The following is a 26,867-nucleotide window of genomic DNA, read 5'->3' as shown; positions in this document are numbered from 1 at the left end:
GCCGCGCCGTGCCAGGCCTCTAGTCTGGGGTTGGGGTTTGCTGATCGCGGCATTGTGTTCAGGCGGGGCGATGCCGCCTGCATGGGCCGGCGAACCTGGCCTGGCCGTGGCCGAAGCCAATGCCGGCCTGGATCTGGGTTTGGAGGACTTGCTGCGCCAGGGCCTCAAGGCCGTGCCGCAAGCGGTGCAGGTGTCCACGGCCTCGCGTTTCGCGCAAAGCGCCGAGCAGGCCCCGGCGCAGACCTATGTGCTCACCGACGCCGAGATCCGCGCCTATGGCCTGCGCAGCATGGCCGACATCCTCAACTGCCTGCCGGGCCTGTTCACCACCAGCAATGGCAATTTCGTTTACGTGGCTGCGCGCGGCCTGGGCCGGCCCGGTGATTTCAACGCCCGTCTGCTCTTGATGATCGACGGCGTGCGCGTCAACGAGAACATCTTCGACGCCGCCCTGATCGGGCCTGAGTTTTACGTCGATGTGGATTTGATCGACCGGGTTGAGTTCACGCCCGGGCCGGGCTCGGCCTTGTATGGCAATAACGCATTTTTTGGTGTGATCCAGGTGCAGACCAAGCGGGCCGACAAGCTTGCCGGCCTGCGCGCCCGCCTGGCGCTCGATTCACAGCGTGGTAGCAGCTGGCAGGCCAGTGCCGGTCAGCGCCTGGACAGTGGCGCCGAGGGCTGGATCTCGATCTCGGGCTTTCAGCAGGACCGCATTCCTTTGAACAGCCCGGCGCCTGCCGAAAGGGTCGATCGTCTGCGTGATCACAACTGGGACCATGGCACCCGCCTGCTTGCCCGCGCCAGCATGGCGGGCTGGAGCTTTCGTGCCGGCCACAGCGAGCGCGTGCGCGGCAATGCTTCGCCGCTGGACCCGACGCGGCCCGGCTCGGGCATCGGTCAAGGCCGCTCGATCTACTTCAACCAGTTCGCGGCTCTGGGTTACGAGGGCGCGTTGGGGGCCAATTGGGATTTGACGGTCGAGGCCTCCAGCAAGGTCTTGCAATCGCGTCGCCGTGACCCGCTGGAGCAGCCGGGGCGGCCGCCTCTGGAGCTGGAGACCTTGTCCGAGGGGCAGTGGGATGAATTTGCCCTGCGCCTGGGCAGCTCTGCCTGGCGCGGGCACTATGTTCTGGGCGGCTTGGAGTGGCAGCGTGACCGGTTGCAGCGCATCGCTCTGGGTGCGAGAGGCCTGCCGCCGGATCTGGATTTCACCTCCGCGTCCGAGCGCCTGGGCGTGTTTGTGCAAGACGAGTGGCAGCTCCACGCCCAGCACCGTCTGGTGCTGGGCCTGCGTTGGGACCATGACCGCCGCGCCGATGGCAGCCGCCTCAACCCCCGCCTGGCCTGGGTGTGGCAGCTGAGCCCGGAGGCCAATCTCAAGCTCATGCAGGGCAGTGCCTACCGGGCGCCGAACTTCTACGAGTTCCGCAGCAACCAGGCGCCGGGCTTGCCAGTGCTGGAGGCCGAGCGCACGCGCAGCCTGGAGCTGGCGCTGGAGCATCGCCTGACCCCACAGCTGCAGTACCGAGCCTCGCTCTACCGTGCACGCATGAGCGGCTTGATCAGCCAGGTGCTCAAGCCGGATACGGGGCTGAGTTTTGTCAACAGCGATGTCGTGCGCAGCCGCGGCCTGGAGCTGGGCCTGGAAAAGCGCTGGGACGGAGGCGCGCGCCTGCAGCTGGGCTTGTCGCTGCAGCGCAGCCGCGAGCTGGGCAGTGGCGCCGAGCTCGACAATTCGCCGCGCCGCCTGTTCAAGCTGGCTTACAGCCAGCCGCTCTGGCGTGATGACTTGCAACTGGGCTGGCAGACCCAGGCCATGAGCCGCCGCCAGGTTCCTGCCGGCAGCTTGCCCGGCCAGGCCTTGCATCACCTGCACCTGCTGTGGCGCCAGAGCGCGGACAGCGAATGGTCGTTGGGCCTGCGCAACCTCATGGGTGTGAGTTATGCCGACCAGCCCGATGTGGGCTTGCCGCCGCTGCGCCAGGAAGGGCGTGTGCTTCGCCTGCAGTTCAAGCACCGGGTGGGCTCATGAAGCGCGCGCGGAGTTCTTGGCTGGCTTGGCTTCGGCTCTTGCCTTTGCTCTGGGCTGCGGGTGCGGCCTGTGCGCATCCGGGCCAGGAGGAGGCGCAGCTCAAGGCCGCCTTCATCTACCGCTTTGCCCAGTTCACGCAGTGGCCGCCACCGCCGCCGGGTCGCGAGTTCAACTACTGCGTGGCGGGCGACCGCGAGCTGCAAGACGCCTTGCGTGTGGTGGCGCAAAAGCCCATGGGTCAGGCTGCCGGGCGGGTCCTGGTGCTGGGTTCACCGGCCGAGGCCGGGCCCTGCCATGTGCTGGTGCTGGGCTTTTCTGGACGCCAAGAACTGCAGCTCTGGCTGGACGCCCTGGCCGACAGCCCCTTGCTGGTGGTCGGCGCCAGCGCCGAGGCCTTCCGGGCCGGAGCCATCATCGCCCTGGTGCTGGAGCCCAATGGCATGGCCTTTCGCATCAACCACAGCGAGGCCAAACGGCGCGGCCTGATGCTCAGCTCGCAGATGCTGAAGCTGGCGCGCGAGGTGAAGTAGGCGCCCTGGCCCGGGTCCGCCCTGGCGTGCTGCAAGAGGCCCTCAGGCCTGCACGCGGGCGGCCTGAGCGTCCGGCCAGGCCAGGACCTGGCGCACAAAATCCTGCAGCCGGGCGGCCTCGCCGGTCGTTTCCAGCCGCAGGGCGGGGCGGGCTTCCGATTCCTCGTCCTGCCTGCCCCACAAGGCTGCCGCGCGCTGGGCCACGGCGGTTTCGATATTGAGCAGCTGTACCTGAGGGCCCAGGGCGCGCTGCAGGGCCGGCTGCACCAGCGGGTAGTGGGTGCAGCCCATCAGCACCGTGTCCACGCCGGCCTCGCGCAGTGGTTGGCAGAGCCGGTCCAGCAGGGCGTGAAGCTCGGGCGTGTCCAGCTGTCCCCGCTCGATCAGGTCGACCAGGCCGGGGCAGGGCTGGCTGAAGACATCAATGCCCTCGGCATGCCGGCTGATCAGATCCTGGTACCGCGCGCTGGCGATGGTGGCCACGGTGGCCAGCACGCCGATGCGTGAGCCTCGCTGGCCCTTGGTGCGCGCCAGGCTGGCCGCGACCGCCGGTTTGATGCCCGGCTCGGTGCCGACGATGGGCAGCGCGGGCCAGCGTTGGCGTAGTGTGGCGATGGCGTGGGCCGTGGCGGTGTTGCAGGCAACGACCAGCATGCCCGCGCCCTGGCTCACCAGGTAGTCGGCCAGGCGCAGGCTGCGTTCGCGGATGAAGTCGGGGCTGCGCGGGCCGTAGGGCGCGTGGGCGGCGTCGGCCACGTAGTGAAGGGCCGCCTGGGGCAGCGCTTGCTGCAGGGCGCGCAGCACGGTCAGGCCGCCGACGCCGGAATCGAAGACGCCGATGGTGGCCGCGTGCGAACGCGCCGCGGCGAGGGGAGGGCTGCTGCTCATGCTCATTGGGGGCTGCAGTCTAGCGGCAGCCTGACGCGACTCTGGCTTCATGCTTAGAATAGAACGATCGTGCTTTTTTGGCTGCATCCCCGATGTTGGCAAAGATGCCTCAACCGCCTTCGGGTGGCCCCTTAGAATCTGATTAACGTTAACGTCAATTAGCCTTGGAGTAATCGATGAAGGTCTTGGTCCCAGTCAAACGCGTGGTCGACTACAACGTTAAGGTGCGCGTCAAGAGCGACGGCAGCGGTGTCGACACCGCCAACGTCAAGATGTCGATGAACCCCTTCGACGAGATCGCCATCGAAGAAGCCGTGCGCCTGAAGGAAAAAGGTGTGGTCACCGAGGTGATCGCAGTGTCCTGCGGTGTCACCCAGTGCCAGGAAACCCTGCGCACCGCCATGGCCATCGGCGCCGACCGCGCCATCCTGGTCGAGACCGATGCCGAACTGCAGCCCCTGGCCGTGGCCAAGATCCTCAAGGCCCTGGTCGACAAGGAACAACCCCAGCTGGTCATCCTGGGCAAGCAGGCCATTGACGACGATTGCAACCAGACCGGCCAGATGCTGGCGGCCCTGACCGGCCTGCCGCAAGGCACCTTCGCCAGCAAGGTGGAAGTGGCCGATGGCGCCGTGTCCGTCACCCGGGAAGTCGATGGTGGCCTGGAAACCGTGAAGCTGAGCCTGCCGGCCGTCATCACCACCGACCTGCGCCTGAACGAGCCGCGCTACGTCACCCTGCCCAACATCATGAAGGCCAAGAAGAAGCAGCTGGACACCGTCAAGCCGGCCGATCTGGGTGTGGACGTGAGCCCGCGCATCAAGACCCTCAAGGTCGAAGAGCCGCCCAAGCGCAGCGCCGGCATCAAGGTGGCCGATGTGGCCGCCCTGGTCGACAAGCTGAAGAACGAAGCCAAGGTCATTGGCTGAACCCAGATCAGAAGAATTCGGAGAAAACACAATGACTGCTCTCGTGATTGCTGAACACGACAACGCCTCCATCAAGGGCGCGACGCTGAACACCGTGACCGCTGCGGCGGCCGTGGGCGGCGATGTCCATGTGCTGGTGGCTGGTTTCAACGCCGGCGCCGCGGCCGCTGCTGCGGCCCAGATCGCTGGTGTGAGCAAGGTGCTGCATGCCGATTCCGCCGCGCTGGAAAACGGCCTGGCCGAAAACCTGGCCGCCCAGGTGCTGGCGATTGCCGGCGGCTACAGCCACATCCTGTTCCCGGCCACTGCCTCGGGCAAGAACGTCGCGCCGCGCGTGGCCGCCTTGCTGGACGTGGCCCAGCTGAGCGACGTCACCAAGGTCATCAGCGCCGACACCTTCGAGCGCCCCATCTACGCCGGCAACGCGATTGCCACCGTGCAAAGCAGCGATGCCACCAAGGTGCTGACCGTGCGCACCACCGGTTTTGACGCCGCCGCCGCCCAAGGTGGCAACGCCACCGTGGTCACCGTGGCTGCCGCCGCCGACAGCGGCAAGAGCAGCTTCGCCGGCCGTGAAGTGACCAAGAGCGACCGCCCCGAGCTGACCGCCGCCAAGATCATCGTTTCCGGTGGCCGTGCCCTGGGTTCCAACGACAAGTTCATGGAAGTGCTGACGCCTCTGGCCGATAAGCTGGGCGCTGCGCTGGGCGCCTCGCGTGCCGCAGTGGATGCCGGTTATGCCCCGAACGACTGGCAGGTCGGCCAGACCGGCAAGATCGTCGCGCCCCAGCTCTACATCGCCTGCGGTATCAGCGGCGCGATCCAGCATCTGGCTGGCATGAAGGATTCCAAGGTGATCGTCGCGATCAACAAGGACGCCGAAGCGCCGATCTTCTCGGTGGCCGACTACGGCCTGGAAGCCGATCTGTTCACCGCCGTGCCGGAGCTGGTGGGCAGCCTCTGAGCCCGCGCGCAGCCCCCACTATCGAGTGAGCCCCAGGGCGCCCGACTCACGGTCGCGGCGCCCTTGTTGTATCTGAATCTGAGATCGCTGGAGACAAAGCCATGACTTACCGCGCCCCCGTCAAGGACATGCTGTTCAATATGCAGGAGCTCGCCGGCCTGCAAGCCCTGACCGAGCAAATCCCTGCATTCGCCGATTTCGGCATTGACACCGCCCAGGCCGTGCTGGAAGAGTGCGCCAAGTTCAACGAGGACGTGGTCGCACCGCTGAACTGGGAGGGCGACAAAGCCCCGTCCTACTGGAAGGACGGCGAAGTCTTCACCACCACCGGCTTCAAGCAGGCCTTCAAGCAGTTTGCCGAAGGCGGCTGGCAGGGCCTGCAACACCCCGCTGACTTCGGCGGCCAGGGCCTGCCCAAGACCATCGGCGCCGCCTGCGGCGAGATGATCAACAGCGCCAATCTGAGCTTTGCGCTCTGCCCGCTGCTGACCGATGGCGCCATCGAAGCCCTGCTGACGGCCGGCTCCGACGCACAAAAGAACACCTTCATCCCCAAGCTGATCGACGGCAGCTGGACCGGCACCATGAACCTGACCGAGCCGCAAGCCGGTTCGGACCTGGCCCAGGTGCGCACCCGCGCCGAGCCTCAAGGCGACGGTACCTACAAGATCTTCGGCACCAAGATTTTCATCACCTACGGTGAGCACGACATGGCCGAGAACATCGTCCATCTGGTGCTGGCCCGTGTGGTCGGTGCGCCGGAAGGCGTGAAGGGCATCAGCCTCTTCATCGTGCCCAAGTTCCTGGTCAATGCCGATGGCTCCCTGGGCGCGCGCAACGACGCCCACTGCGTGTCCATCGAGCACAAGATGGGCATCAAGGCCAGTCCGACCTGCGTGCTGCAGTTCGGCGACCACGGCGGCGCCATCGGCACCCTGGTCGGCGAAGAGAACCGCGGCCTCGAGTACATGTTCATCATGATGAACGCCGCCCGCTTCGGCGTCGGCGTGCAGGGCATCGCCGTGGCCGAGCGCGCCTACCAAAAAGCCGCCAGCTTCGCCCGCGAGCGCATCCAGTCGCGCCCGGTGGACGGCTCGCTGCCCAGCGCCGGCCCCATCCTGCACCACCCCGATGTGCGCCGCATGCTGATGACCATGCGCGCCCTGACCGAGGGTTGCCGCGCCATGTCCAGCGTGGCCGCCGCGGCCTACGATGCGGCCCACCACCATGCCGATGCCGAGATTTGCAAGCAGAGCCAGGCCTTCTACGAGTTCCTCGTGCCCCTGGTCAAGGGCTACAGCACCGAGATGAGCCTGGAGGTCACCGACCTGGGCGTGCAGGTGCACGGCGGCATGGGCTTCATCGAGGAAACCGGCGCTGCCCAGCATTACCGCGATGCCAAGATCCTGACCATTTACGAAGGCACGACCGCCATCCAGGCCAATGACCTGGTCGGCCGCAAGACCGCACGCGACGGCGGCGCCTTTGCCCGCTCCATCGCGGCCATGGTCGAGGCCACCGAAGCGCAGCTGCTGACACGCGACAGCGCCGCCGCCCGCGCGGTGCAAAAGCGCCTGACCGCGGCCCGTCTGGCTTTTGTCGATGTGGTGAACTTCATCGCCGCCAACGCCCGCAGCAACCCCAACGCGACCTACGCCGGCTCCGTGCCCTACCTGATGCTGGCTGGCAATCTGGTCGCCGGCTGGCAGCTGGCGCGCTCGCTGCTGGTGGCCGAGGACAAGCTGGCCGCCGGTGAAGACGCGGCCTTCATGTCGGCCAAGATCGCCACCGCTCGCTTCTACGCCGAGCACATCCTGAGCCGTGCCGGTGGCACGCGCGATGCCATTGTCGAGGGCGCCGACAGCGTCACCGCCCTGGCCCTGGATGCCTTCTGATCGGGCGCGGCACGATGGCACTCCCTGAGATCCTGAAGCAGCTGCCGCTGCCCATCATCGGCTCGCCCCTGTTCATCATCAGCAACCCCAAGCTGGTGATCGCGCAGTGCAAGGCCGGCATCGTCGGCTCCATGCCGGCGCTCAATGCCCGGCCGGCCGAGCTGCTCGATGAATGGCTGAACGAAATCACCACCGAACTGGCGGCTTACAACCGCGCCAACCCGGACAAGCCGGCGGCGCCTTTCGCCATCAACCAGATCGTGCACAAGAGCAATGAACGGCTCGAGCACGATATGGCGGTGTGCGCCAAGTACAAGGTGCCCATCATCATCACTTCGCTGGGCGCGCGTGAGGACGTCAACCAGGCCGTGCACTCCTGGGGCGGCATCGTGCTGCACGACGTCATCAACAACAAGTTCGCCAAGAAGGCGATCGAGAAGGGCGCCGACGGCCTGATCGCCGTCGCGGCCGGTGCCGGCGGCCATGCGGGGGTCAAGAGCCCCTTCGCGCTGATCCAGGAAATCCGGGAGTGGTTCCAGGGTCCGGTGGCGCTGTCCGGGTCTATCGCCAGCGGCGACGCGGTGCTGGCGGCCCAGGCGATGGGTGCGGATCTGGCCTATATCGGCTCGGCCTTCATCGCCACCGAGGAGGCCCGCGCCGCCGAGGATTACAAGCAGATGATTGTCGACAGCAACAGCGACGACATCGTCTACAGCAACCTCTTCACCGGCGTACACGGCAACTACCTGCGTGGCTCCATCGTCAAAGCCGGCATGGACCCGGATCACCTGCCCGAGAGCGACCCGAGTGCGATGAACTTCGGCGGCAGCTCCAGCAAGGCCTGGAAAGACATCTGGGGCTGCGGCCAAGGCATCGGCGCTATTCGCGCCGTGGTGCCGGCGGCCGAGCTGGTGGCGCGCCTGGGCCGTGAGTACCAGGCTGCGCGCGAGCGCTTGCGCCTGGGCTGAGGCTCCCACGCTCGGGCGGTGCAGGCCGCCCGAGCCGCTGGGTTTCCACACAAGAAAAAGCCCGCTGAGCAGTGCGCTCAGCGGGCTTTTTGGTGTTCGGGTTGACGAGCCCTGCCTCGGCACTGGTCACAACGGCTAGGGCTGCTTGGTTCCCCACCTGACCCGGTTGGCCGCGCTTCCATGCGAGGAGGCCCGTCAGCGTGCATTGTAAACGATGCGCGGCACGCTCTCCTTCAAGCCTTCGCCGGGTCAATCCTTGAAACCGGGCTCGATTCCCTTGGCGCTCAATGGTCGGCCGCATGCAAAACGCCGTGGTTCAGCGCATCCAGCACCCAGCTGTCGCCGACCTCGTTGTTGCCCTCGGTGTTGCTCAGACCGAAGCAGGCTCGCTTGCCGTCGAGCTGGAGAAGCACCATGCTCATGAAGCCGGCATAGGCGCCGGTGTGAACCAGGCTTCGCTTGCCTTTGATTTCCATGGCCACCCAGCCCAGGCTGTACTCGCCTGCGGGCAGCTGGCGCAGGGCTTGAATGTAGTCGGGTGCCAGCCCATGGCTATGACCCTGAAAGGCACGCTGATGCTCGGCCAGCCAACGGCCGTAGCCCGCCGCGCTCAGCCAGACATTGCCCGAGGGTTGCAGCGCTCCGTCGACCCAGACCGACCATTCCGGCGCCAGCGCCTGGTAGGGCTTCAGTGCCTGCGGCTTCGGGCCGACATGGCCTTGCGGGGCATGGGTGGGCGGGCTCAGCGCGAAGTCCAGACCCAGGCCACGGGCCCAGTGGAGCAGCAGGGTGTTGAAATCCTGGCCGCTCGCCGCCTCCAGCATGGCCCCAGCCAGGGTGTAGCCGGCGTTGGAGTACAGCAACTCGCCTCCCGGCGCAGTCGCGGGAGGGCGTGCCAGCACCCAGCGGGCCAACAGCCGCCGCCGCTCACGGTCAGTCTGGGGCAGGGGCTCCGTCTGAATGGCCAGGTAGTCTGCCAGCTCGGCAAGCTCGCTCGGCTCCTGAAATGTCGGCATGCCGCTGCGGTGGTCCAGCATCTGGCGCAGGGTGATGTTGGCATAGCCCGGGTGCAGGATGGGCGTGAGATCGGGGAGCAGCTCGGCGGGCCGGCTGTCCCAGCGCAGCTTGCCCTGGCGCACCAGCTCGGCCGCCAATGTTGCTGTCATTGATTTGCCGAGAGAGCCCAGCTGCATGGCATGGTGGCGGGACAGGGCTGTGTTTTGGCCTTGCTGGCTCAGACCGGCGCAGCCGAGGTAGAGCTTGTGCGCGCCTTCAAATTGACTGGCGAACATCGCACCCACCAGGCCAGTCGCGACTGCGGCCTGCGCCAGCTCGCTCAGACGGGCTTCCTCTTGCAACAGTTCGGGGCGCAGCAGCTCCTCGCGTTCGGCGCTGCCGCCACAGGCACTCAGAACGGCGGCGGGCAAGAGGCAGGCGGGCAGGAGCGGCAGGAAGGCGCGGCGGCGCAGATGGGGGGTAGACATGGCGAACGAGGACTCCAGAACTTGAAGTCGGCGATTCTTGGCAGCCCACGCTAAAGAACTGCTAAAGCTCTTGGGCCTTCCTCAGGCGCTCTCGGCAGGGGCCTGAGCCGCGCTGCTTGCGGGTGCATCAGGCAGTACCAGCTCGAAGCCGATGCCCCGCCCATGCAGGCCCGGGCCGACGCGCAGCTCCGCCTCCAGCTGAAATGCCGCCTGTGCGGCGATGGACAGGCCGAGGCCGCTGCCCGGCTCCTGCATGTGCTCCTGCGCTTGATCGCCGCGCCAGAAGCGCTCGAACATGCGCGCCTGCGCTTCGGGTGCGATGCCAGGGCCGTCATCACGCACGGCCAGCAGCAAGCGGCCTGCCGCCCGGGCCTGCAGCTCAAGTCGCAGCTCCCGTGCGCCGTAGCGCAGGCCGTTGTCCACCAGGTTTTGCAGCAGGGATTGCAGGGCATGACGAGAGCCTTGCCAGGGCCAGTGTTCCGGGGCTTCCAAGGCCAGGCTGACGGCGCGCTGCCGGGCGGCCGGATGGGCCTGCTGCAGCACCCAGGCGCAGAGCTCGACCAGGTCGAAGCGCTCGTGCGCTGCTGCGGAAGCTGCAGGGTCCAGCCGCGCCAGATCGAGCAACTGCTGGGACAGGTGCGCCGTGCGCTCCACGCCTTGCTGCAGGGCCTGGGCGGCGCGCTGACGGCCGGCTTCGTCGAGGCTGTGTAGCAGCACATGCGTCTGGGCGCCCAGAGCGGCCAAGGGGGTGCGCAGCTCGTGGGCGGCATCGTGAACAAAAGCGCGCTCCTGGGCGCGTTGCGCGCTCAGCTGGCTCAGCAAGCGGTCGAATGCCTGGGCCAGGGGTTGCAGCTCGGCATAGCGCAGGTCCAGCTGCAGCGGGGCCAGGTCTTGCCTCAGATCCAGGCCTGCGATGCGGGCGGTGAACTCGCGCAGCGGGCGCAGACCGGTGCGCACGGCCAACCACAGCGTCAGCAGCAGCACCGGCAAGGCCAGGGCCAGGGAGGGCCCCAGCTCACCCAGCAGCCAGCCGAGCAGGATCCGATCGCCGGGCAGGGGGTCGGCGATGCGCAGTTGCCAGCGGGCATCCTGGGCGCCAAAGGTGGACTGCATGCGGCCATTCCAGGGCCGCAGGGCAGGGCCCGAAGGCCATGCTTCCGCTTGCAGCCAGGCGTCGAGTGGCGGGCCGCTGCGGTAGACCAGCCGCCCTTCGGCCGTCCGCAACTCCACGCTCATGGCGCCGTTTTCCCAGGCCATCTCCTGGCGCAGCTGGTTGTACTCGGCAACAAAACCCTGCAGCACGGCCCGGGCGCTGTCCTCTTGCTCAAGTGATTCGATGCTGCGGGCCAGCAGGCGGCCCAATTGGTGGGCCTGCGATTGCTGCGCGAGGCTGTGCTTCACGCTCCAGTAGTTGAGCGCCAGCAGGGCCAGGGTGATGACGACAAAGGCCAGCAGCAGGGCGCCCACCGTGCGCCGCCCCAGGCTGCGGCTTCGCAGCTGCACCCACCGGGCCGGGGGCCTCACGACAGTGACTCCAGCCAGTAGCCGACGCCCCGCAAGGTGCCGATGCGCTGCGCGCCGATCTTGCGGCGCAGATTGCTCAGATGCACCTGCAGGGCCGTCATGTCCAGGGCCTCGCCCAGCGGTTCCATGGCCTGAGCCAGCTTGTGCTTGTTCACCACCTGACCGCCGGCTTCGGCCAGGGCCAGCAGCAGCTGGAATTCGCGCGGTGTCAAGTCCAGAGGGGCGCCGTTCAGACGAGCCATGGCCTGGCGTGGCAGCACGCTCAGTACGCCAAACGCCCACTCCTCGCCGCTGCTTTGCGCGGCCTGGCGCCGCCGCACCGAGCGCAGGCGGGCCAGCAATTCAGGAATGGCAAAGGGCTTGACCAGATAATCGTCGGCGCCGGCGTCCAGGCCGGCCAGACGCTGATCGAGCTCGCCCTGGGCGGTGATCAGCAAAATGGCGGTGGCGTCGTTTTGGCCGCGCCAGCGCTTGAGCAGTTCAAGCCCGCTGCCGTCGGGCAGGCCCAGATCCAGCAGCACCGCGGCGCAGCCAGCATCGTCGAGCCGATGCGGTGCATCGCCGGCGCGGCGCAGCCATTGCACGCTGAAGCCCTCCAGCTTCAAGGCCTCCAGCAGCGCCGAGCCCAGGGAGAGATCGTCTTCGATCAGCAGGATGTGCATGGCCGGAAGAACCTCAAGTAAGCCAAAAGCAAAGGCGGCCAGGGCCGCCTTGTGTCGATGGCCTCTGCGCTGCGATCAGCGCAGTTGCAGGTCGTCGTCGCTGAAGCGGATATTCAGAGGCTCGATCAGCAGCTGCTTCTCGCCCGCTTCCAGGCTGCCGGCGACCCAGGCCTCGATGCCGCAGGCCTTGGCCACTTCCACCGTGCGGGCGGCATCGGCCGCGGGCACGAAGATGGCGAAGCCAGCGCCCATATTCAGCGTGGAGTAGGCCTCGCGGTCGTCTTGCTTGGCATGCTGTTGCATGAACTTCAGCACCGGCGTGACCGGCGGCACGGTGTGGATGCGGTAGGTGAACTGGCCTGGGTGACGTAGCAGCTTGCGCCAGCCATGACCGGTGATGTTGGCGCAGTAGTGCGGCTGGATGCCGGCCTTGTAGAGCGCCTCGGTCACCGGCGAATACAGCACGGTGGGGGCGAGCAGGGCCTCGCCATAGCTCAGGCCCGGTGCGATTTCGGTCAGATAGCCTTGCGGCAGGCGCTCGACCAGCTTGCGAGCCAGGCTCAGGCCGTTGGCATGGATGCCGCTGGAGGCCAGCAGCACGATGGCGTCGCCAGCGCCCAGCTTGTCACCCACCGAGAGGCGTTCCTTGGGGTTGATCAGGCCGGTGCAGGAGGCGGCCAGGTCGATGCGGCCGCTCTCGACGATGCCGGCCAGGGCCGGCGTCTCGCCGCCGCCCCAGGCGACCTGGCAGGTGTCGCAGGCGCGTTTCCAGCCTTCGACCAGGCTTTGCGCCCGGCCCTTGTCGCCGAACCAGTCCGAGCCACCCGCGGCCCAGTAGGCCTGCACCACCAGGGGCGTGGCGCCGACGGTGATCAGGTCGTTCACCGCCATGGCGATGGTGTCCTGGGCGATGCCGTCGTAGTAGTTCTTGCCGGTCAGCTGGCGCATCTCGTCGGCCACCAGGGTCTTGGTGCCCAGGCATTCGACGATGGAGGCGATGTAGAAGGGGCCCACATCCACGACATAGGCCGACTCGCCGCGCGAGGCCAGCACCTCGGTGAAACCATGGGCGGCCAGGTGGGCGCCGGTGGCGGCCGCGGCACGCTGTGCGCTGATCTTCAGCGGGTCGATCAGGTCGTAATTGACACCGGCTTGTTCGTAGCTGAGGGTGTCGGGCGAGGAAGAGGTGTGGGATGCGGGCGTGCTCATGGGCCGGGATTATCGCCTGTCTGCGCGCTGGCCGGCCCTGGCATCCAGTGGGGCGGCTGGTGGCCCGTAGAATGCCGCGCATGAGCTACCAGGTCCTCGCGCGCAAGTACCGCCCCCACAGTTTTGAAGAGCTGGTGGGCCAAGAGCATGTGGTGCAGGCCTTGGCCAATGCACTGACCCAGCAACGCCTGCATCACGCCTACCTCTTCACCGGCACCCGCGGCGTGGGCAAGACCACGGTCTCGCGCATCCTGGCCAAGAGCCTCAACTGCACCGGGCCCGACGGCACGGGCACCATCACCGCCACGCCTTGTGGCGTCTGCGAGGCCTGCCAGGCCATCGATGCCGGTCGTTTTGTCGACTACATCGAGCTCGATGCCGCCTCCAACCGCGGCGTCGAGGAAATCAGTCAGCTGCTGGATCAATCGGTCTACAAGCCAGTCATGGGCCGCTTCAAGGTCTACATGATCGACGAAGTCCACATGCTCTCGAACACCGCCTTCAACGCCATGTTGAAGACGCTGGAGGAGCCGCCGGATTACCTGAAATTCGTGCTCGCCACCACCGACCCGCAGAAGGTGCCGGTCACCGTGCTCTCGCGCTGCCTGCAGTTCAATCTGCGGCCCATGGCGCCGCAGACGGTGCTCAGCCATCTGACGCAGGTGTTGAAGCAGGAAAGCGTGCCGGCCGATGCGGGTGCGCTGCGCCTGCTCTCGCGCGCGGCGCGTGGGTCCATGCGTGATGCGCTTTCGCTGACCGATCAGGCCATCGCCTTTGGCGCCGGTTCGCTGGTGGAAGAAGGCGTGCGCCAGATGCTGGGTACGGTCGATCGTGGCCATGTGGTGGCCATCATCGACGCCTTGGCCGCCGCCGACGGTGCGGCCGTGGTGGCCCAGGCCGATGGCCTGCGCGCCCTCGGCCTGTCGGCTGCAGGCACCCTGGAAGATCTGGCCGGCCTGTTGCAGCAGATGGCCGTGGCCCAAGCGGCCCCCGGTGCTCTGGACGAGACCGACCCGGACACGGCCGAGGCCGAGCGCCTGGCGGCCCTGCTGCCGGCCGATGAGATTCAGCTGATGTACAGCATGGCCTTGCACGGCCGCGCCGAGCTGGCCCTGGCGCCCGATGAATACGCCGGCCTGCTGATGGTGCTGCTGCGCATGCTCAGCTTTCGTCCCGCCGGTGCGGCCGGCCAGACGCTGAACAAGCCCGCTGCGGCTGTGGCAAGGCCGGCACGACCGGCGCCGACGGTGGCTGCGCCCAGAGTCGCCTCAAATGCGACGCCTGTGGTTGCATCTGTTGCTGTGCCTGTCGCTGTGCCTGTTGCTGCGCCGGCTCACACGCCAACAGCGCCGGATCCGCTGCCTGTCGAGCCCGCGTCGCCTGTGGTTGCGCAAGCAGCGCTAGCGACCGAGGCGCAACCCGACGCTGAGCCCGAACCTGAGCCTGCAGTCGAATCCGAGCCTGCACCTGTTGCCGCGGCGGCAGCGCCGGTTCGTTCTGTGGCCGAGCCCAGTGCGCAAACGCAGGCTGAGCCCGAGATCGAAGGCCAGATGGAGCCCGAGGCTCTCGCCCTGCAGGCGTCCGAGCCTGAGGTCGGCTACGACGCTGAAGTGGCGACAGCTCCGCCTCCTGCACCTGTGGCTGCACATTTGGCTGCAGCTGTACCCGCGCCCGTGCCCGCACCGACCGTGCAGCCCCGCGCCCCCAGCCCCGCCGCTGGCGATTACAGCGCCCGCCTGCGCCCCCGCCCTGTGGTTCATGCCGAGCCCGAGCCCGAGGATGAGGTCGTCGGTGATGGCCGGCCCACGGACGATGGCGAACCGCCGCCGTGGCTGGATGCGCCCATGTCGGACGATGACGGTGGCGGCGCATCCGCCTCACACGGCGCCGATGGCGACGATTTTGGAGCCAGCGCCGCCCCGCGCGCCGGCCGCCCGGCACCGAATCGCCAGGGCTATGCCTCGACCGCCGGCGAGGATGTGCCGCTGCAGCCCACCGAGCTGGGCGCGCAATGGGCCGAGCTGGTGGCGCCGCTGGGCTTGCTGGCGCTGACGCGTGAGCTGGCCGTGCGATCGGAATGCGTGGGTCTGGAGAACGGCCCGGCCGGCTTGATGGTGCGTCTGCGTGTGGAGCGCGAATCGCTGCGCCAACCGGCGCTGCGCGACAAGCTGCAAGTGGCGCTCGAAGCTGGCTTGCAGATGCCGGTGCAGATCGAGCTGGAGGCCGGCGTGCCCCAGGACTCGCCGGCACTGCGCGATCTGGCCCGCATCCAGGCGCGCCAGCGTGAGGTGGAGCAGATCGTGATCAACGATCCTTTTGCGCAAACCTTGATGGCCCAGTTCAAGACGGCACGCATCGTGCCCGGTTCGATCCGCTCGCATTGAGCGTTTGGACCGCAGCCGGGCGATGACGCACCCAAGGCAAGACAACTTTCCAACGAACACCCCTGACACTGAGGAGTATTGAAAATGATGAAGGGTCAACTCGCGGGCTTGATGAAGCAAGCCCAGGCCATGCAGGACAACCTGAAGAAGGCTCAGGACGAGCTGGCCAATGTCGAGGTGGAGGGCCAGTCCGGCGCCGGCCTGGTCAAGGTCGTCATGACCTGCAAGAACGCGGTCAAGCGCGTCACCATCGACCCCAGTCTGCTGGCGGACGACAAGGACATGCTGGAAGACCTGGTGGCCGCGGCTTTCAATGACGCGGTGCGCCGCGCCGAAGAAGTCAGCGCCCAGAAGATGAGCAAGCTGACCGCCGGCATGCCCCTGCCGCCGGGCATGAAGTTCCCGTTCTGAGCTCGACGCTTTGACAGCGTCCTCTCCCGAAGCGGGCGCTCTGGAGGCGCTGATCGAGGCGCTCAAGCGCCTGCCCGGCGTGGGCCAGAAATCGGCCCAGCGCATGGCCTACCACCTGCTGCAGCACGACCGCGATGGCGCGCGCCTGATGGCCGAGGCCTTGCGGGCCGCGGCCGAAGGCATCGGCCATTGCGAGCGCTGCCACACCTTCAGCGAGTCCGCGCTCTGCCCGGTTTGCGCCGACCCCGAGCGTGATGCGCGCCAGCTCTGCGTGGTGGAAACACCGGCCGACCAGGCGGCGCTGGAGCGCACCAACTCCTACCGCGGTTACTACTTCGTGCTGCTCGGCCGGGTCAGTCCGCTGGACGGCGTGGGCGTGCAGCAGATCGGCGCGGCCGAGTTGCTGGCGCGTGCGAGCGAGGGTGGGGTGGAAGAGGTGATTCTGGCCAGCAGCTTCACTGCCGAGGGAGAGGCCACGGCCCATGTGCTGGCCGAGGCGCTGCGCTCGCGTGGCATCCGTGCCACCCGTTTGGCGCGCGGCGTGCCCGTGGGCAGCGAGCTGGAGTATGTCGATCTCGGCACCATCGCCCACGCCTTGGTGGACCGTCGCTGACGGCCTTCATCTCCTTCGCCCCAGTTCTCCCCCGTTCCGTTTCCCCTCGACAAGGTCGCCCCTCATGACACTCGCCAACACCTGCATCATCGTCGCCAGCCTGCTGCCCATCGTCTGCGCCGGCATCGCCAAGTCGCGCGGCTTCGGCAAGCGGCGCCGGGATGGCGGCTACGACAACCACCAGCCACGCGCCTGGCTGTCGGGTCTGAGCGGCTGGCAGGCGCGCGCCAATGCGGCCCAGGCCAACAGCTTCGAGGCCTTGCCGCTGTTCATCGCCGGCGTGCTGGCCGCCCAGCAGATGCAGGCCCCGCAGGCCACGGTGGATGCCCTGGCGCTGGGCTTCATCGGCGCCCGCATCGCCTACATCGCCGCTTATCTGGCGGACCAGGCCACGCTGCGCTCGTTGATCTGGTTTGCGGGCCTGGCTTGCAGCATTGCGCTATTTTTCGTGGGCGGCCCATGAGTCGGCGCAGCAGGTGCAGCGAGCCCTGCAACTTGAAATGAAAACGGGGCCTGCGAGGCCCCGTTCTTTTTGTGCGCTGCTGTCAGCGCTTGATCGAAGCTCGCACCGCCGTCTCCGGCGCTGCGGCCACCGTCACACCGCGCGATTTGCTTTGGGACCTGGCAGCGCTGCCATTGCTCTTGCCGCTGGATTTGGCCGATGCCACGCGCGTGCCGCCCTTGCTGCTGACACCGGCCTTGCCCGATTTGGCCGCCAGCTGCGTGCCGCTGCGCGCGGCCGGCTTGTTGGGCACGTAAACGGCCAGGGCCTGGCCAGGCTTGAACTTGGCGCCGCTGGCCACCTTGTTCCACTGCGCCACCTGGGCGGGGCTGACGCCATAACGCGCCGCCACCGTGGTGACGCTGTCGTTGCGGCCAGCCTTGATCTTGAGTTTGCGCAGCGGGGGCACATCGGGCGCCAGGCTGATCGAGGCGTTGTCGGCCAGATGGCTGGAGACGTCTTCGCTGCGCTTGGCGCTGCGTGGCACCAGCAGGGTCGAGCCCTGCTTGACCAGCATGCGCGGTGGGATCTTGTTGACCTCGCGCAGCTGGTTTTCGTCCATGCCCACCTGCTTGGCTGCCACCGAGGGGTGCATGGTCTTGGGCACCACCCAGGCGGTCCAGCTGGCCAGCGGGCCGCGGTGGGCGCTGAGGTTCAGGGCAAAGGCCTTGGCGTTGTCGTAGGGCAGCAGCAGCTGGTTGCTGCCGGCGGCCAGCATCACCGGCTTGTTCATCTGAGGATTGAACTGCTTGAACTTTTCCAGCGTGATGCCGGCCAGACGGGCGGCGGTTTCCAGATCGATGTCGCGGTCGATGCGCACGGTCAGGAAGTAGGGGTGGTTCTCCACCGGCGGCAGGGACAGGCCGTACTTCTCCGGGTTCTGCACGATGTTCTTCACCGCCTGCAGCTTGGGGATGTAGTAGCGCGTCTCCTCCGGCATGCGCAGGCTCTCGTAGTCGGTCGGCAGGCCGGCCTTTTGGTTGCGCGCGATGGCTTTCTGCACATTGCCCTGGCCCCAGTTGTAGGCCGCCAAGGCCAGGCGCCAGTCTCCGAACATCTTGTGCAGGCGGCCCAGGTAGTCGAGTGCAGCGCGGGTGGAGGCCAGCACATCGCGGCGGTCGTCGCGGAAGATGTTCTGCTTGAGCGAGAAGTCACGGCCGGTGGCCGGCACGAACTGCCACATGCCCGAGGCCTTGGCGGTGGACATGGCCTGCGGGTTGAAGGCGCTTTCCGTGAAGGGCAGCAGGGCCAGCTCGGCCGGCATGCCGCGCTTTTCGACCTCTTCGATGATGTGGAAGAGGTAGCGGCTGCCACGCTCCGTCATGCGCTGCACATAGTCGGGGCGGGCGCTGTACCAGGCCTCGGCGCGGCGCACACCCTCGTTCTCCAGGTCTTCTAGTTGGAAGCCGGCGCGCAGGCGATCCCACAGGTCGTTGCGCGCGGTCGGGGCGTCCAGATCGATCTTCATGCCCGGGCGCAGGCTGTCTTCCAGCTCGGGGGCACCCAGGGCTTCGTCCTGGCTGGTGGCCGGGCTTGGCGCGGCTGTGGCCTCGGGGGTGTTCGACAGGGCCAGGCTGCCGAAGCTGCGCGGCAGGGCATTGCGTTCGCTGGGGGCTGCGGTTTCGGCCACGGGGGTCGGGCCGCTGGCGCAGGCGGCCAGCAGGGCGGCCAGAGCCAGGGTGGACAGGGCTTGCAGGCCGCGGCGCGGGGTAGGGCTTGGGGTCATCGGTAGTCGTTCTTCCATTGCCGCAGGGCGGCGAAGACAGCGAGGGATTCGGGGGGCAGGTCTTGCGGCGCCTCACCCGGCCGGGGGCGCTGGGTGGGCGAGAAGCTGGTGTGGCGGCGCGCTGCAGCCTGAACGCTGGGTTCGGTGCAGCGTAGAAAGGGGTTGATCTGCAGCTCCAGTCCAACGCGGGAGGGCAGGGTCGGTTGACCTTGGGCACGCTGCGCCTCGCACCAGGTCTGGTACTCGGCCAGGGCGCGGTTGTCGGGTTCGATCTCGCGGGCGAAGCGCAGATTGGACAGGGTGTACTCGTGCGTGCAGCAGACGCGCGTCTCGGCGGGTAGGGCGGCGAAACGCGCCAGCGAGGCTTGCATTTGCGCCGGCGTGCCTTCGAACAGGCGGCCGCAGCCTCCCGAGAACAAGGTGTCGCCGCAGAACAGCATGGGCGCCTGGCCGCCGCCCGGTTGGCGCAGCACAAAGGCAATGTGGCCGGCCGTGTGGCCGGGCACCTCCAGCACCTCGAAGTCCAGGCCGAGCAGGGATACGTGCTGGCCCTCGCTCAGCGGCGTGAAGGGCGCGGGAATGCGCTCGCTTGCCGGGCCCCAGACCTGACCCTGGCCGTCCTTCAGCCAGGGGCGCAGGGCGTCGATGCCGCCAACATGGTCGCCATGGTGGTGCGTCACTAGAATGCCCCGCAGGTGCAGGTCGCGCTCGCGCAAGGCGGCGATCACCGGCTCGGCCTCGCCGGGGTCGACGACGAGGGCGTCGCGCCCGACGCTGAGCATCCAGATGTAGTTGTCCGTGAAAGCGGGAAGGGCTGTCAGTTCCATGCGCAGGTTTTCATTCGGCCGTGCTTCATTCCGCCGTAATTCATTCCGGAACCACCCTTCCATGACGGCCGGCCCCTCGGGCCGGGTGAGGCGCGTGGGGACTCAAGACCTGACCCCCTGCGGCCTGCTGCAAGCCCGTGGCCGTGACAGCCTTGGCCTTCAGGAATCGACAGCCGCATGACGCGCGAAGCTTCGATTATAGAGTTGGCCACCTGGCTGCAGACGCCGCCGGGCCAGTACCTGCTGCGCTGGGAACAGCAGCAGCTCGATGCCGCCGTGGTCGATATTTTTGGCTTCCATGCCCTGCAGCTGGGCCTGTCCGAGCTGCCGACCTTGCGTGCCAACCGCATGCCGCACCGCTGGCTGGCGCTGGACGCCGCTGCCCGCTCCGGGCCGCAGGGTCTGCCCCTGCTGCTGACCGAGTTCGATGCCCTGCCTTTCGAGAGCAACAGCCTGGACCTGGTGGTACTGCCGCACAGCCTGGAGCTGGCACCCGACCCGCACCAGACCTTGCGCGAGGTCGAGCGGGTGCTGCGGCCGGAGGGGCGGCTGATCATCCTGGGCCTGAATCCGGCCAGCCTCTGGGGCCTGAGGCAGAATCTCGGCCGCTTGCTGCCCGGCGAGCAAAAGCTCTACCTGCCTTTGGCGGGCGAGTTTCTGGGCTACTGGCGCTTGCGCGACTGGCTGCGCTTGCTGACGTTTGAGGTCGAGGCGGCGCGCTTCGGTTGCTACAGCCCGCCGCTGCGCAGCGAGGTCTGGCTGGAGCGCTGGCGCCGCATCGAGCCCATCGGCGGGCGCTGGTGGCCGGTGCTCGGCGCGGTGTATTTCATCCAGGCGGTCAAGCGGGTGCATGGCATGCGCTTGATTGGTTTGCAGCGCTCGCGCAAGTTCGGCCGTGCTGCGGCTCCGGCTGTGGTGACGCAAAGCGGCAATGCCCGGCCCTGGCAGGGCGAAGGGCGGCCGCCCGAGCGCTGAGTGCCGGCGCGCCAAGCCGCCCGTTCCGTCCGTTTGTTTCTTTTTCCATCTCTCACCAGCGATCCGCACCCCTCCATGAATGCAGCAGTTCCCCCGTCCACCCCCGAAGCCAAGCCGCCGGTCCATATCGCCAAGCCGGTGGTGGTCATCTACACCGACGGGGCTTGCAAGGGCAACCCGGGCACAGGCGGCTGGGGTGCCTGGCTGAGTGCCGGCGGGCATGAGAAAGAGCTGTTCGGCGGCGAGCGCAACACCACCAACAACCGCATGGAGCTGACGGCCGTGATCGAGGCCCTGGCCTCGCTCAAGCGCAGCTGCCAGATCACCATCTACACCGACAGCGAGTACGTGCGCAAAGGCATGACCGAGTGGATCAGCGGCTGGCAGCGCCGCGGCTGGAAGACGGCCGACAACAAGCCGGTCAAGAACGCCGAGCTCTGGCAGCGCCTGGATGCGCTGCGCAAGCTGCACCAGGTGGAGTGGCGCTGGGTCAAGGGCCATTCTGGCGACCCGGGCAATGAGCGCGCCGACGCCCTGGCCAACCGCGGCGTGGCCTCGGTCGGCCGCTGAATCGACCGGCTGATCCCAAGCCTGGAGGCGCGCGCCGTGCGATTGGCGCCCGCCGACCGTCACTGACACCCCTCAGTCCGTGCTTCATGCCCTGAGGCCTGCACGGGACCGGAGCCGCCGCTAGAGTGCAGGCTCGGAGAACCCATGAGCTCGAAAAAACTGCACCGTTTTGTGGCCATTGCGGCCTTGTTGGGATTGAGTGGCGCCGCCTGGTGGTGGCAGCACCGCGTGCCGGTGGGCGAGGCCATGGCCGCGCAAACTGAGGGCAAGGGTGCCGCCGCCAAACCCGGTGACAAGAAAGACGCCAAGGATGGCAAGCCGGCCGGCCCCATCCCCGTGGAAGCCGGTCGCGTGCAGCGTGCCGATCTGGCGGACGAAGCCCAGGCCGTGGGCAGCTTGCGTGCGGCCCAGGCCGTGATGCTCAAGCCCGAGGTCAGCGGCCGCATCGTCAAGCTGGGCTTCGGCGACGGCCAGATGGTGCGCCAGGGCCAGCTGCTGGTGCAGCTGGATGATGCCCTGCAAGTCGCGCAGCTGCAGCAGGCCGAGGCGCAAGCCGGCATCGCCCGCACCCAGTTGCAGCGCAACCGCGAGCTGCTGGCGCAGAACTTCGTCAGTGCCAATGCCGTGGATCAGGCCCAGGCCGCCCTGCAGGTGGCCGAGGCGCAGGTGGCGCTGAACAAGGCGCAGCTGGCGCGCATGCAGGTGCGCGCGCCCTTCAGCGGCCGCGCCGGCATCCGTGCCGTCAACCTGGGCGATTACATCAAGGACGGCAGCGATCTGGTCAGCCTCGAGGACGCCTCCTCGATGTGGGTCGATTTCCGCCTGCCGGAGCGCTATGTGCCGCGCCTCAAGGCCGGCCAGCAGGTCGAGGTCTCGCTGGACGCCTGGCCGGGCCGCAATTTCAATGCCCGCATCGAGGCCCTGGACACGGCGCTGGATGCCGCCGGCCGCTCGCTGCTGGTGCGTGCGCGCATCCAGGGTACGGCGCCGGAGCTCAAGTCCGGCCTGTTCGCCCGTGTGCGCGTGGTGCTGGCCACCCATGCTGGCGCTCTGCTCGTGCCCGAAGAAGCCTTGGTGCCGCTCGCCGGCAAGCAGTTCGTGATCAAGCTGGTCGAAGAAGAGGGCCAGCTCAAGGCCCGCCGCATCGAGGCCAAGCTGAGCCTGCGCCTGAACGGCCAGGTCGAGCTGCTGGAAGGGCTGAAGGAGGGCGAGCGCGTCGTCACCGCCGGCCAGGCCAAGCTGCTGCGCGGCGATGGCCAGGCGGTCAAGGTGGTGGATGTGGACAGCAAGAAGGCGGGCAAGCCTGCGGGCGCGGCCTCGGCGCCGGCCGCGTCATCGCCGGCATCGTCGGCCGCCAGCCGCTGAAAGCCCACCGGCCATGAAGATTTCTGAAACCTCCATCCGTCGCCCGGTTTTTGCGACGGTGATGTCCTTGCTGCTCTTGCTGGTGGGTCTGGTGTCCTTCGGCAAGCTCTCGTTGCGCGAGTACCCGCGCATCGACGAGCCGGTGGTCACCGTCAGCACCCGCCTGGTGGGCGCCTCCTCCGAGGTGATCGAAAGCCAGGTCACCAAGCCGCTGGAAGACTCCATCTCCGGCATCGAGGGCGTGGACATCGTCACCTCGATCTCGCGTTCGGAATCGAGCCAGATCACGGTGCGCTTCAAGCTCGAGAAGAACCCCGACAACGCTGCCGCCGATGTGCGCGACCGCGTCGCCCGCGTGCGCGGCCGCTTGCCCACGGCCGTGGACGAGCCGGTGGTGGCCAAGGTTGAGGCCGATGCCCAGCCCACGCTGCGCATTGCCTTCACCAGCGAGACCCTGGACCCGCTGCAGGTCACCGATGTGGTCAATCGCATCGTCAAGCCGCGCCTGCAAACCATCCCCGGCGTGGCCGATGTGGAAATCGGCGGCGACCGCCGCTACGCCGTGCGCGTCTGGCTGGATGCCGCGCGCCTGGCGGCCTACAAGCTGACCGTGCAGGATGTGGAAGACGCGCTGCGCCGCCAGAACCTGGAGGTGCCGGCCGGCCGCATCGAGAGCCAGCAGCGCGAGTTCAACGTCACCGCCCGCACCGACCTCAACACCGTGGCCCAGTTTGCCGAGGTCACGCTGCGCCAGGTGGCGGGCTACACGGTCAAGCTGCGCGATGTCGCCCGCATCGAAGAGGCCGCCGCCAGCGAGCGTTCGCGCGTGCGCCTGAATGGGCTGCCTTCGGTGTCCCTGGGCGTGATCAAGCAGGCCACGGCCAACCCGTTGGACGTGTCGGCCGCCGTCACGGCCATGATGCCGCGCCTGCAGCAGGATTTGCCCGCCGGCATCACCGTGCGCCCGGCCAGCGACAACGCGCTGTTCATCGAGCGCTCGATCGAATCGGTCTATCACACCATCGCCGAGGCGGTGGTGCTGGTGGCCCTGGTGGTGTTCGTGTTCCTGCGCACCCTGCGTGCGTCCATCATTCCGCTGGTGACGATCCCGGTCAGCCTGATTGGCGCCTTTGCCATCATGGCCGCCGCTGGCTTCACCGTGAACACCTTGACCCTGCTGGCCCTGGTGCTGGCCATCGGCCTGGTGGTGGACGATGCCATCGTCGTGCTGGAGAACATCTTCCGCCACATCGAAGAAGGGCTGGAGCCCTTCCAGGCCGCGCTCAAAGGCGCCAAGGAAATTGGCTTCGCCGTGGTGGCCATGACGCTGACCCTGGTGGCGGTGTTCGCGCCGCTGGCCTTCACGCCGGGCCGCACCGGTCGCATCTTTGTCGAGTTCGCGCTGACCTTGGCCGGCGCGGTGCTGGTTTCGGGCTTTGTGGCGCTGACGCTGACGCCCATGATGTGCTCCAAGCTGCTGCGCCATAACGACAAGCCCACACGTTTCGATGCCGGCATGGAGCGGGTGCTGGTCTGGATCAGCGAGCGCTATGCCGCCGCACTGCGCATGGCGCTGCGCCAGCGTTGGGTGGTGGTGCTCGTGATGCTGGCCTCGGCCGGCGGCACGGGCTGGCTGTACCTCAATGCCAAGTCCGAGTTGGCGCCGCAGGAAGACCGCGGCGTGATCGTGCTGCCCATCAGTGCGCCCGACGGGTCCACCATGGCCTTCACCTCGCGCTACCTCGATGCCATCGAGGACATCGCCGCCACTTACCCCGAGTTCGATCGCCGTTTCGTGTTCTCCGGCGGCGGCAATGTGGCCGGCGGCCTGGCGATTTTCCGCACCGTGGATTGGGACCAGCGCAGCCGCTCCACGGCCGAACTGGCGCGTGCCATGGTGCCGCAGATGAATCTGTTGCCCGGCGTCAGCGCCTTCCCCATCACCCCGCCGAGTCTGGGCCAGGGCTTCACCTCGCGGCCGATCAACTTCGTCATCGTCACCGGCGACAGCTATACCAATCTGGCCAAGGTCACCGCTGATTTCAGCGCCGCCCTGGCCAAGAATCCGGGCTTGGTGCAGATCGACAACGACCTGCGCCTGAACAAGCCCGAGCTCTTCCTGGAGGTGGACCGCGAGCGTGCCGCCGACCTGGGCGTGCCGGTGGACCAGATCGCCCGCACGGTCGAGACCATGCTGGGAAGCCGTGCGGTGACGCGCTACAAGCGCGACGCCGAGCAGTACGATGTGCTGGTGCAGACCGAAAGCCAGAACCGCACCACACCGCAGCAGATCGAGCAGCTCTATGTGCGCGGCAAGGGCGATGCGCTGGTGCCTCTGTCCAGCCTGGTCAAGGTCAACGAGGCCGTCAGCCCGCGCGAGCTCAATCACTTCAACCAACGCCGCTCGGTGGCCATCAGCGCCGGCTTGGCGCCAGGCTACTCGCTGGGCGAGGCGCTGGAGTTCATGGACAAGACGGCGCAGCAGATCCTGCCGGCCGGCTATGCGACCGAGCTGAATGGCGTGTCGCGCGAGTACAAATCCAGCAGCGGTGCGCTGAGCCTGGTCTTCGTGCTGGCGCTGCTCTTCATCTTTCTGGTGCTGGCAGCGCAGTTCGAGAGCTTCATCGATCCTTTTGTGATCCTGCTGTCCGTGCCCCTGTCCATGGTCGGCGCGCTGGCGGCCCTGCAATGGGCGGGCGGCACGCTCAATGTTTACTCGCAGATCGGCCTGATCACGCTGGTGGGCTTGATCACCAAGCATGGCATCCTGATCGTCGAGTTCAGCAACCAGCTGCGCCAACAGGGCAAGGCCACGCTGGAGGCGGTGGTCGAGGCCTCGGCCCTGCGCCTGCGCCCCATCCTGATGACCACCGGCGCCATGGTGCTGGGCGCCTTGCCCCTGGCTCTGGCCACCGGCGCCGGCGCCGAAAGCCGCCAGCAGATCGGCTGGGTCATCGTCGGCGGCATGAGCCTGGGCACGCTGCTGACCATTTTTGTGGTGCCCACCATGTACACCTTGTTTGCCCGCAAGAGCATCCCGGGGGAGATCACGACGCCCGCGCTGGCGGGCTGAGCGGGACACGCGCCTCACTGGCGATGGCGGCGGGGTGCACTGCTGCTATCGGCACATTGTGGCCGTCCCTTGTGCTGATCGCTCAGGCTGCGGTGTCTCGGCCCGCCGCCGGGCTCATGGTTCGTGGGTCGGCTCTGCGAGCCGACTGCCCTCGCTGCTCGCTTCGCGGCTCAGCGGCGCCAATCTCCCTCCGTTCGCTGCGCTCACTGTGGTCAAACAGTGGCGCCGAGTCAGCGCTTGAAGCGCGCGGGTACACGCGCCTGAGCCGCTCCGCTGCGCCCTCGGCCGCGCACAAATCGCCCGTCGGCAGGCCGAGCCACCTTCGAATTGCGCGTTCTCCACCGTCGCGGGGCAGATCGATCGCGATGCAAGCGCCCAGCAGCCCGTGCCGCTGCCGGGCGATTTGTGAAGGGCCGAGCAGCACAGGGCCTCGGGGCGCGCGCGTACCCGCGCGCTTCAAGTTCTGACTTGGCGCTTCTGTCTGAACGAAGCGAACGCAGGGAGCGGAGTGAGTTATGCGCCAGCCCCGAGGCGCGAGCAGCGCGGGGAAGTCGGCCCATCAGGGCCGACCCCGGAACCATGAGCCCGGTGGCGGTACGGGCTGCAGGGCCTCACGAACAAACCCAAAGGCTGCTTCGTGCCGCATTCAGCCCTTCACAATGCAGCTCGCCAACAAAAAAGCCCCGCGGCTGCGGGGCTTTTGATAGATGCATTCAGATCGGTGAGGATCAGAAAGCGTAGTTCAGGCCCAGGTTGAACTGGTGGATCTTGGATTCGAGTGGGACGCCAGCGACGTCAACTTTGTTGTTGCCCAGATTGGCGTACTCGGCGCGCAGACTCAGAGCCTTGTCGATTTGGTATGCGGCACCCAGGCCGAAGAAGGCCTTGGTCTTGTGGAAAGACACCTCTGCGGAGTTCACGGTGAAGTCCAGCGAGTTGCGGCTCACCCCCAGGCGGGCAAACAGCGAGAACTCGTTGTTGATCGGGGCGATGCCCAGAGCAGACAGTTGGATGGCGTTGACCGACAGCTTGACGCCGCTGTCCTTGGCCGAACCCAGGCGACGCACAGACGCTTCGAATGCCACGTTGGTGTTCAGTTGATAGCCCACGGTGGCTCCGAATCCGGTCTTGGTGTCGGACTCGCCGTTGCCCTTGAACTTGGTGGAGCCGACGTCGCCACCCACGTACCAGCTGTTGTCTGCGGCGCAAGCGGTGGTGGCGGCGAAGGCCAGAGCGGCCAGGGCAAAAATCTTCTTCATTGGAATACTGCTTTCTGTCTTGATTTCGAGGATCAGGTCACTACTCTCCCCCCTCTGGAGAGAGGGGGCGCATC

Annotated in this window: 22 protein-coding genes and 1 other RNA gene; 14 read left to right on the top strand and 9 right to left on the bottom strand. The window is 67.4% G+C overall.

The genetic code is table 11. From position 1 onward, the window contains the following. The first annotated feature begins 70 nt into the window (after positions 1-70). Both C1O66_RS07335 and C1O66_RS07330 read left to right on the top strand, forming a co-directional pair. Entirely contained in the window at positions 71-2,035 is a 1,965-nt protein-coding gene (locus C1O66_RS07335; protein WP_165794516.1) for a TonB-dependent receptor plug domain-containing protein, read from the top strand. A gap of 38 nt (positions 2,036-2,073) precedes the next feature. After that, the gene (locus C1O66_RS07330; protein WP_243392733.1) at positions 2,074-2,565 is read left to right on the top strand and encodes a YfiR family protein; all 492 of its coding nucleotides are present in this window, start codon (positions 2,074-2,076) and stop codon (positions 2,563-2,565) included. A gap of 42 nt (positions 2,566-2,607) precedes the next feature. On the opposite strand, the gene murI is transcribed toward C1O66_RS07330, so the two are convergent. Next, positions 2,608-3,453 (bottom strand): glutamate racemase, encoded by an 846-nt coding sequence (murI, locus tag C1O66_RS07325; RefSeq protein ID WP_102769520.1) that lies wholly within the window; start codon positions 3,451-3,453, stop codon positions 2,608-2,610. A gap of 176 nt (positions 3,454-3,629) precedes the next feature. Here murI and C1O66_RS07320 point away from each other — a divergent pair, with 176 nt between their 5' ends. From C1O66_RS07320 to C1O66_RS07305, 4 genes are all read left to right on the top strand, one after another. Next, positions 3,630-4,382, top strand: coding sequence for an electron transfer flavoprotein subunit beta/FixA family protein (locus C1O66_RS07320; protein WP_102767278.1), 753 nt, complete (start codon positions 3,630-3,632; stop codon positions 4,380-4,382). 31 nt (positions 4,383-4,413) lie between these two features. Beyond that, positions 4,414-5,346 carry an electron transfer flavoprotein subunit alpha/FixB family protein gene (locus tag C1O66_RS07315; protein ID WP_102767277.1) on the top strand — a complete coding sequence of 311 codons (933 nt, stop codon included), beginning with the start codon at positions 4,414-4,416 and terminating at the stop codon, positions 5,344-5,346. Between the two features lie 101 nt (positions 5,347-5,447). After that, positions 5,448-7,241: an acyl-CoA dehydrogenase gene (locus C1O66_RS07310; protein ID WP_102767276.1), complete on the top strand. Its 1,794-nt coding sequence runs from the start codon at positions 5,448-5,450 to the stop codon at positions 7,239-7,241. Positions 7,242-7,255: 14 nt separating this feature from the next. After that, positions 7,256-8,209, top strand: a complete 954-nt coding sequence (locus tag C1O66_RS07305; protein ID WP_102767275.1) for an NAD(P)H-dependent flavin oxidoreductase — start codon at positions 7,256-7,258, stop codon at positions 8,207-8,209. Between the two features lie 100 nt (positions 8,210-8,309). Here the strand turns inward: C1O66_RS07305 and ffs are convergent. The 5 genes from ffs to C1O66_RS07280 form a co-directional block, all read right to left on the bottom strand. After that, positions 8,310-8,406: signal recognition particle sRNA small type (ffs, locus tag C1O66_RS07300), an RNA gene on the bottom strand. Positions 8,407-8,493: 87 nt separating this feature from the next. Continuing rightward, positions 8,494-9,693 (bottom strand): serine hydrolase domain-containing protein, encoded by a 1,200-nt coding sequence (locus C1O66_RS07295; protein WP_102767274.1) that lies wholly within the window; start codon positions 9,691-9,693, stop codon positions 8,494-8,496. A gap of 81 nt (positions 9,694-9,774) precedes the next feature. Continuing rightward, positions 9,775-11,217, bottom strand: coding sequence for a sensor histidine kinase (locus C1O66_RS07290; protein WP_133155125.1), 1,443 nt, complete (start codon positions 11,215-11,217; stop codon positions 9,775-9,777). Then, positions 11,214-11,879: a response regulator gene (locus tag C1O66_RS07285; RefSeq protein WP_102767272.1), complete on the bottom strand. Its 666-nt coding sequence runs from the start codon at positions 11,877-11,879 to the stop codon at positions 11,214-11,216. The genes C1O66_RS07290 and C1O66_RS07285 overlap by 4 nt, the downstream gene beginning before the upstream one ends. Before the next feature lie 75 nt (positions 11,880-11,954). Next, positions 11,955-13,088 carry an AIR synthase related protein gene (locus C1O66_RS07280; protein ID WP_102767271.1) on the bottom strand — a complete coding sequence of 378 codons (1,134 nt, stop codon included), beginning with the start codon at positions 13,086-13,088 and terminating at the stop codon, positions 11,955-11,957. A gap of 80 nt (positions 13,089-13,168) precedes the next feature. On the opposite strand from C1O66_RS07280, the gene dnaX reads away from it, so the two are divergent. The 4 genes from dnaX (at position 13,169) to C1O66_RS07260 (ending at position 16,959) form a co-directional block, all read left to right on the top strand. Then, a complete protein-coding gene (gene dnaX, locus C1O66_RS07275) occupies positions 13,169-15,472 on the top strand; it encodes a DNA polymerase III subunit gamma/tau (RefSeq protein WP_102769519.1) in 2,304 nt (767 codons plus the stop codon). 84 nt (positions 15,473-15,556) lie between these two features. Beyond that, the gene (locus C1O66_RS07270) at positions 15,557-15,883 is read left to right on the top strand and encodes a YbaB/EbfC family nucleoid-associated protein (RefSeq protein WP_102767270.1); all 327 of its coding nucleotides are present in this window, start codon (positions 15,557-15,559) and stop codon (positions 15,881-15,883) included. 10 nt (positions 15,884-15,893) lie between these two features. Next, positions 15,894-16,496: a recombination mediator RecR gene (gene recR / locus C1O66_RS07265; protein ID WP_102767269.1), complete on the top strand. Its 603-nt coding sequence runs from the start codon at positions 15,894-15,896 to the stop codon at positions 16,494-16,496. Between the two features lie 64 nt (positions 16,497-16,560). Further along, positions 16,561-16,959 (top strand): MAPEG family protein, encoded by a 399-nt coding sequence (locus C1O66_RS07260; protein ID WP_102767268.1) that lies wholly within the window; start codon positions 16,561-16,563, stop codon positions 16,957-16,959. 82 nt (positions 16,960-17,041) lie between these two features. Here C1O66_RS07260 and C1O66_RS07255 read toward each other — a convergent pair whose 3' ends face one another. Both C1O66_RS07255 and gloB read right to left on the bottom strand, forming a co-directional pair. Further along, entirely contained in the window at positions 17,042-18,724 is a 1,683-nt protein-coding gene (locus C1O66_RS07255; RefSeq protein ID WP_102767267.1) for a transglycosylase SLT domain-containing protein, read from the bottom strand. Then, complete coding sequence (gloB, locus tag C1O66_RS07250; protein ID WP_102767266.1) at positions 18,721-19,551, bottom strand: hydroxyacylglutathione hydrolase; 831 nt, start codon at positions 19,549-19,551, stop codon at positions 18,721-18,723. The genes C1O66_RS07255 and gloB overlap by 4 nt, the downstream gene beginning before the upstream one ends. 177 nt (positions 19,552-19,728) lie before the next feature. Between gloB and C1O66_RS07245 the strand changes: the two genes are divergently transcribed. The 4 genes from C1O66_RS07245 (at position 19,729) to C1O66_RS07230 (ending at position 25,534) form a co-directional block, all read left to right on the top strand. Beyond that, positions 19,729-20,526, top strand: coding sequence for a class I SAM-dependent methyltransferase (locus C1O66_RS07245; RefSeq protein WP_102767265.1), 798 nt, complete (start codon positions 19,729-19,731; stop codon positions 20,524-20,526). 75 nt (positions 20,527-20,601) lie between these two features. Then, positions 20,602-21,096 carry a ribonuclease HI gene (rnhA, locus tag C1O66_RS07240; protein ID WP_102767264.1) on the top strand — a complete coding sequence of 165 codons (495 nt, stop codon included), beginning with the start codon at positions 20,602-20,604 and terminating at the stop codon, positions 21,094-21,096. A 144-nt stretch (positions 21,097-21,240) separates the two neighbouring features. After that, positions 21,241-22,461, top strand: a complete 1,221-nt coding sequence (locus C1O66_RS07235; RefSeq protein ID WP_102767263.1) for an efflux RND transporter periplasmic adaptor subunit — start codon at positions 21,241-21,243, stop codon at positions 22,459-22,461. 13 nt (positions 22,462-22,474) lie between these two features. Continuing rightward, positions 22,475-25,534, top strand: a complete 3,060-nt coding sequence (locus C1O66_RS07230) for an efflux RND transporter permease subunit (protein WP_102767262.1) — start codon at positions 22,475-22,477, stop codon at positions 25,532-25,534. Positions 25,535-26,262: 728 nt separating this feature from the next. Here the strand turns inward: C1O66_RS07230 and C1O66_RS07225 are convergent. After that, positions 26,263-26,793, bottom strand: a complete 531-nt coding sequence (locus C1O66_RS07225; RefSeq protein ID WP_102767261.1) for an outer membrane beta-barrel protein — start codon at positions 26,791-26,793, stop codon at positions 26,263-26,265. Between the last annotated feature and the right edge of the window lie 74 nt (positions 26,794-26,867).

Origin of the sequence: Paucibacter aquatile, from assembly GCF_002885975.1 — a bacterium.
In the GTDB taxonomy this organism is placed as follows: Bacteria; Pseudomonadota; Gammaproteobacteria; order Burkholderiales; family Burkholderiaceae_C; genus Paucibacter_A; species Paucibacter_A aquatilis.
The sequence above is the reverse complement of the archived record's forward strand: the minus strand, read 5'-3'. Positions and strand labels throughout refer to the sequence as shown.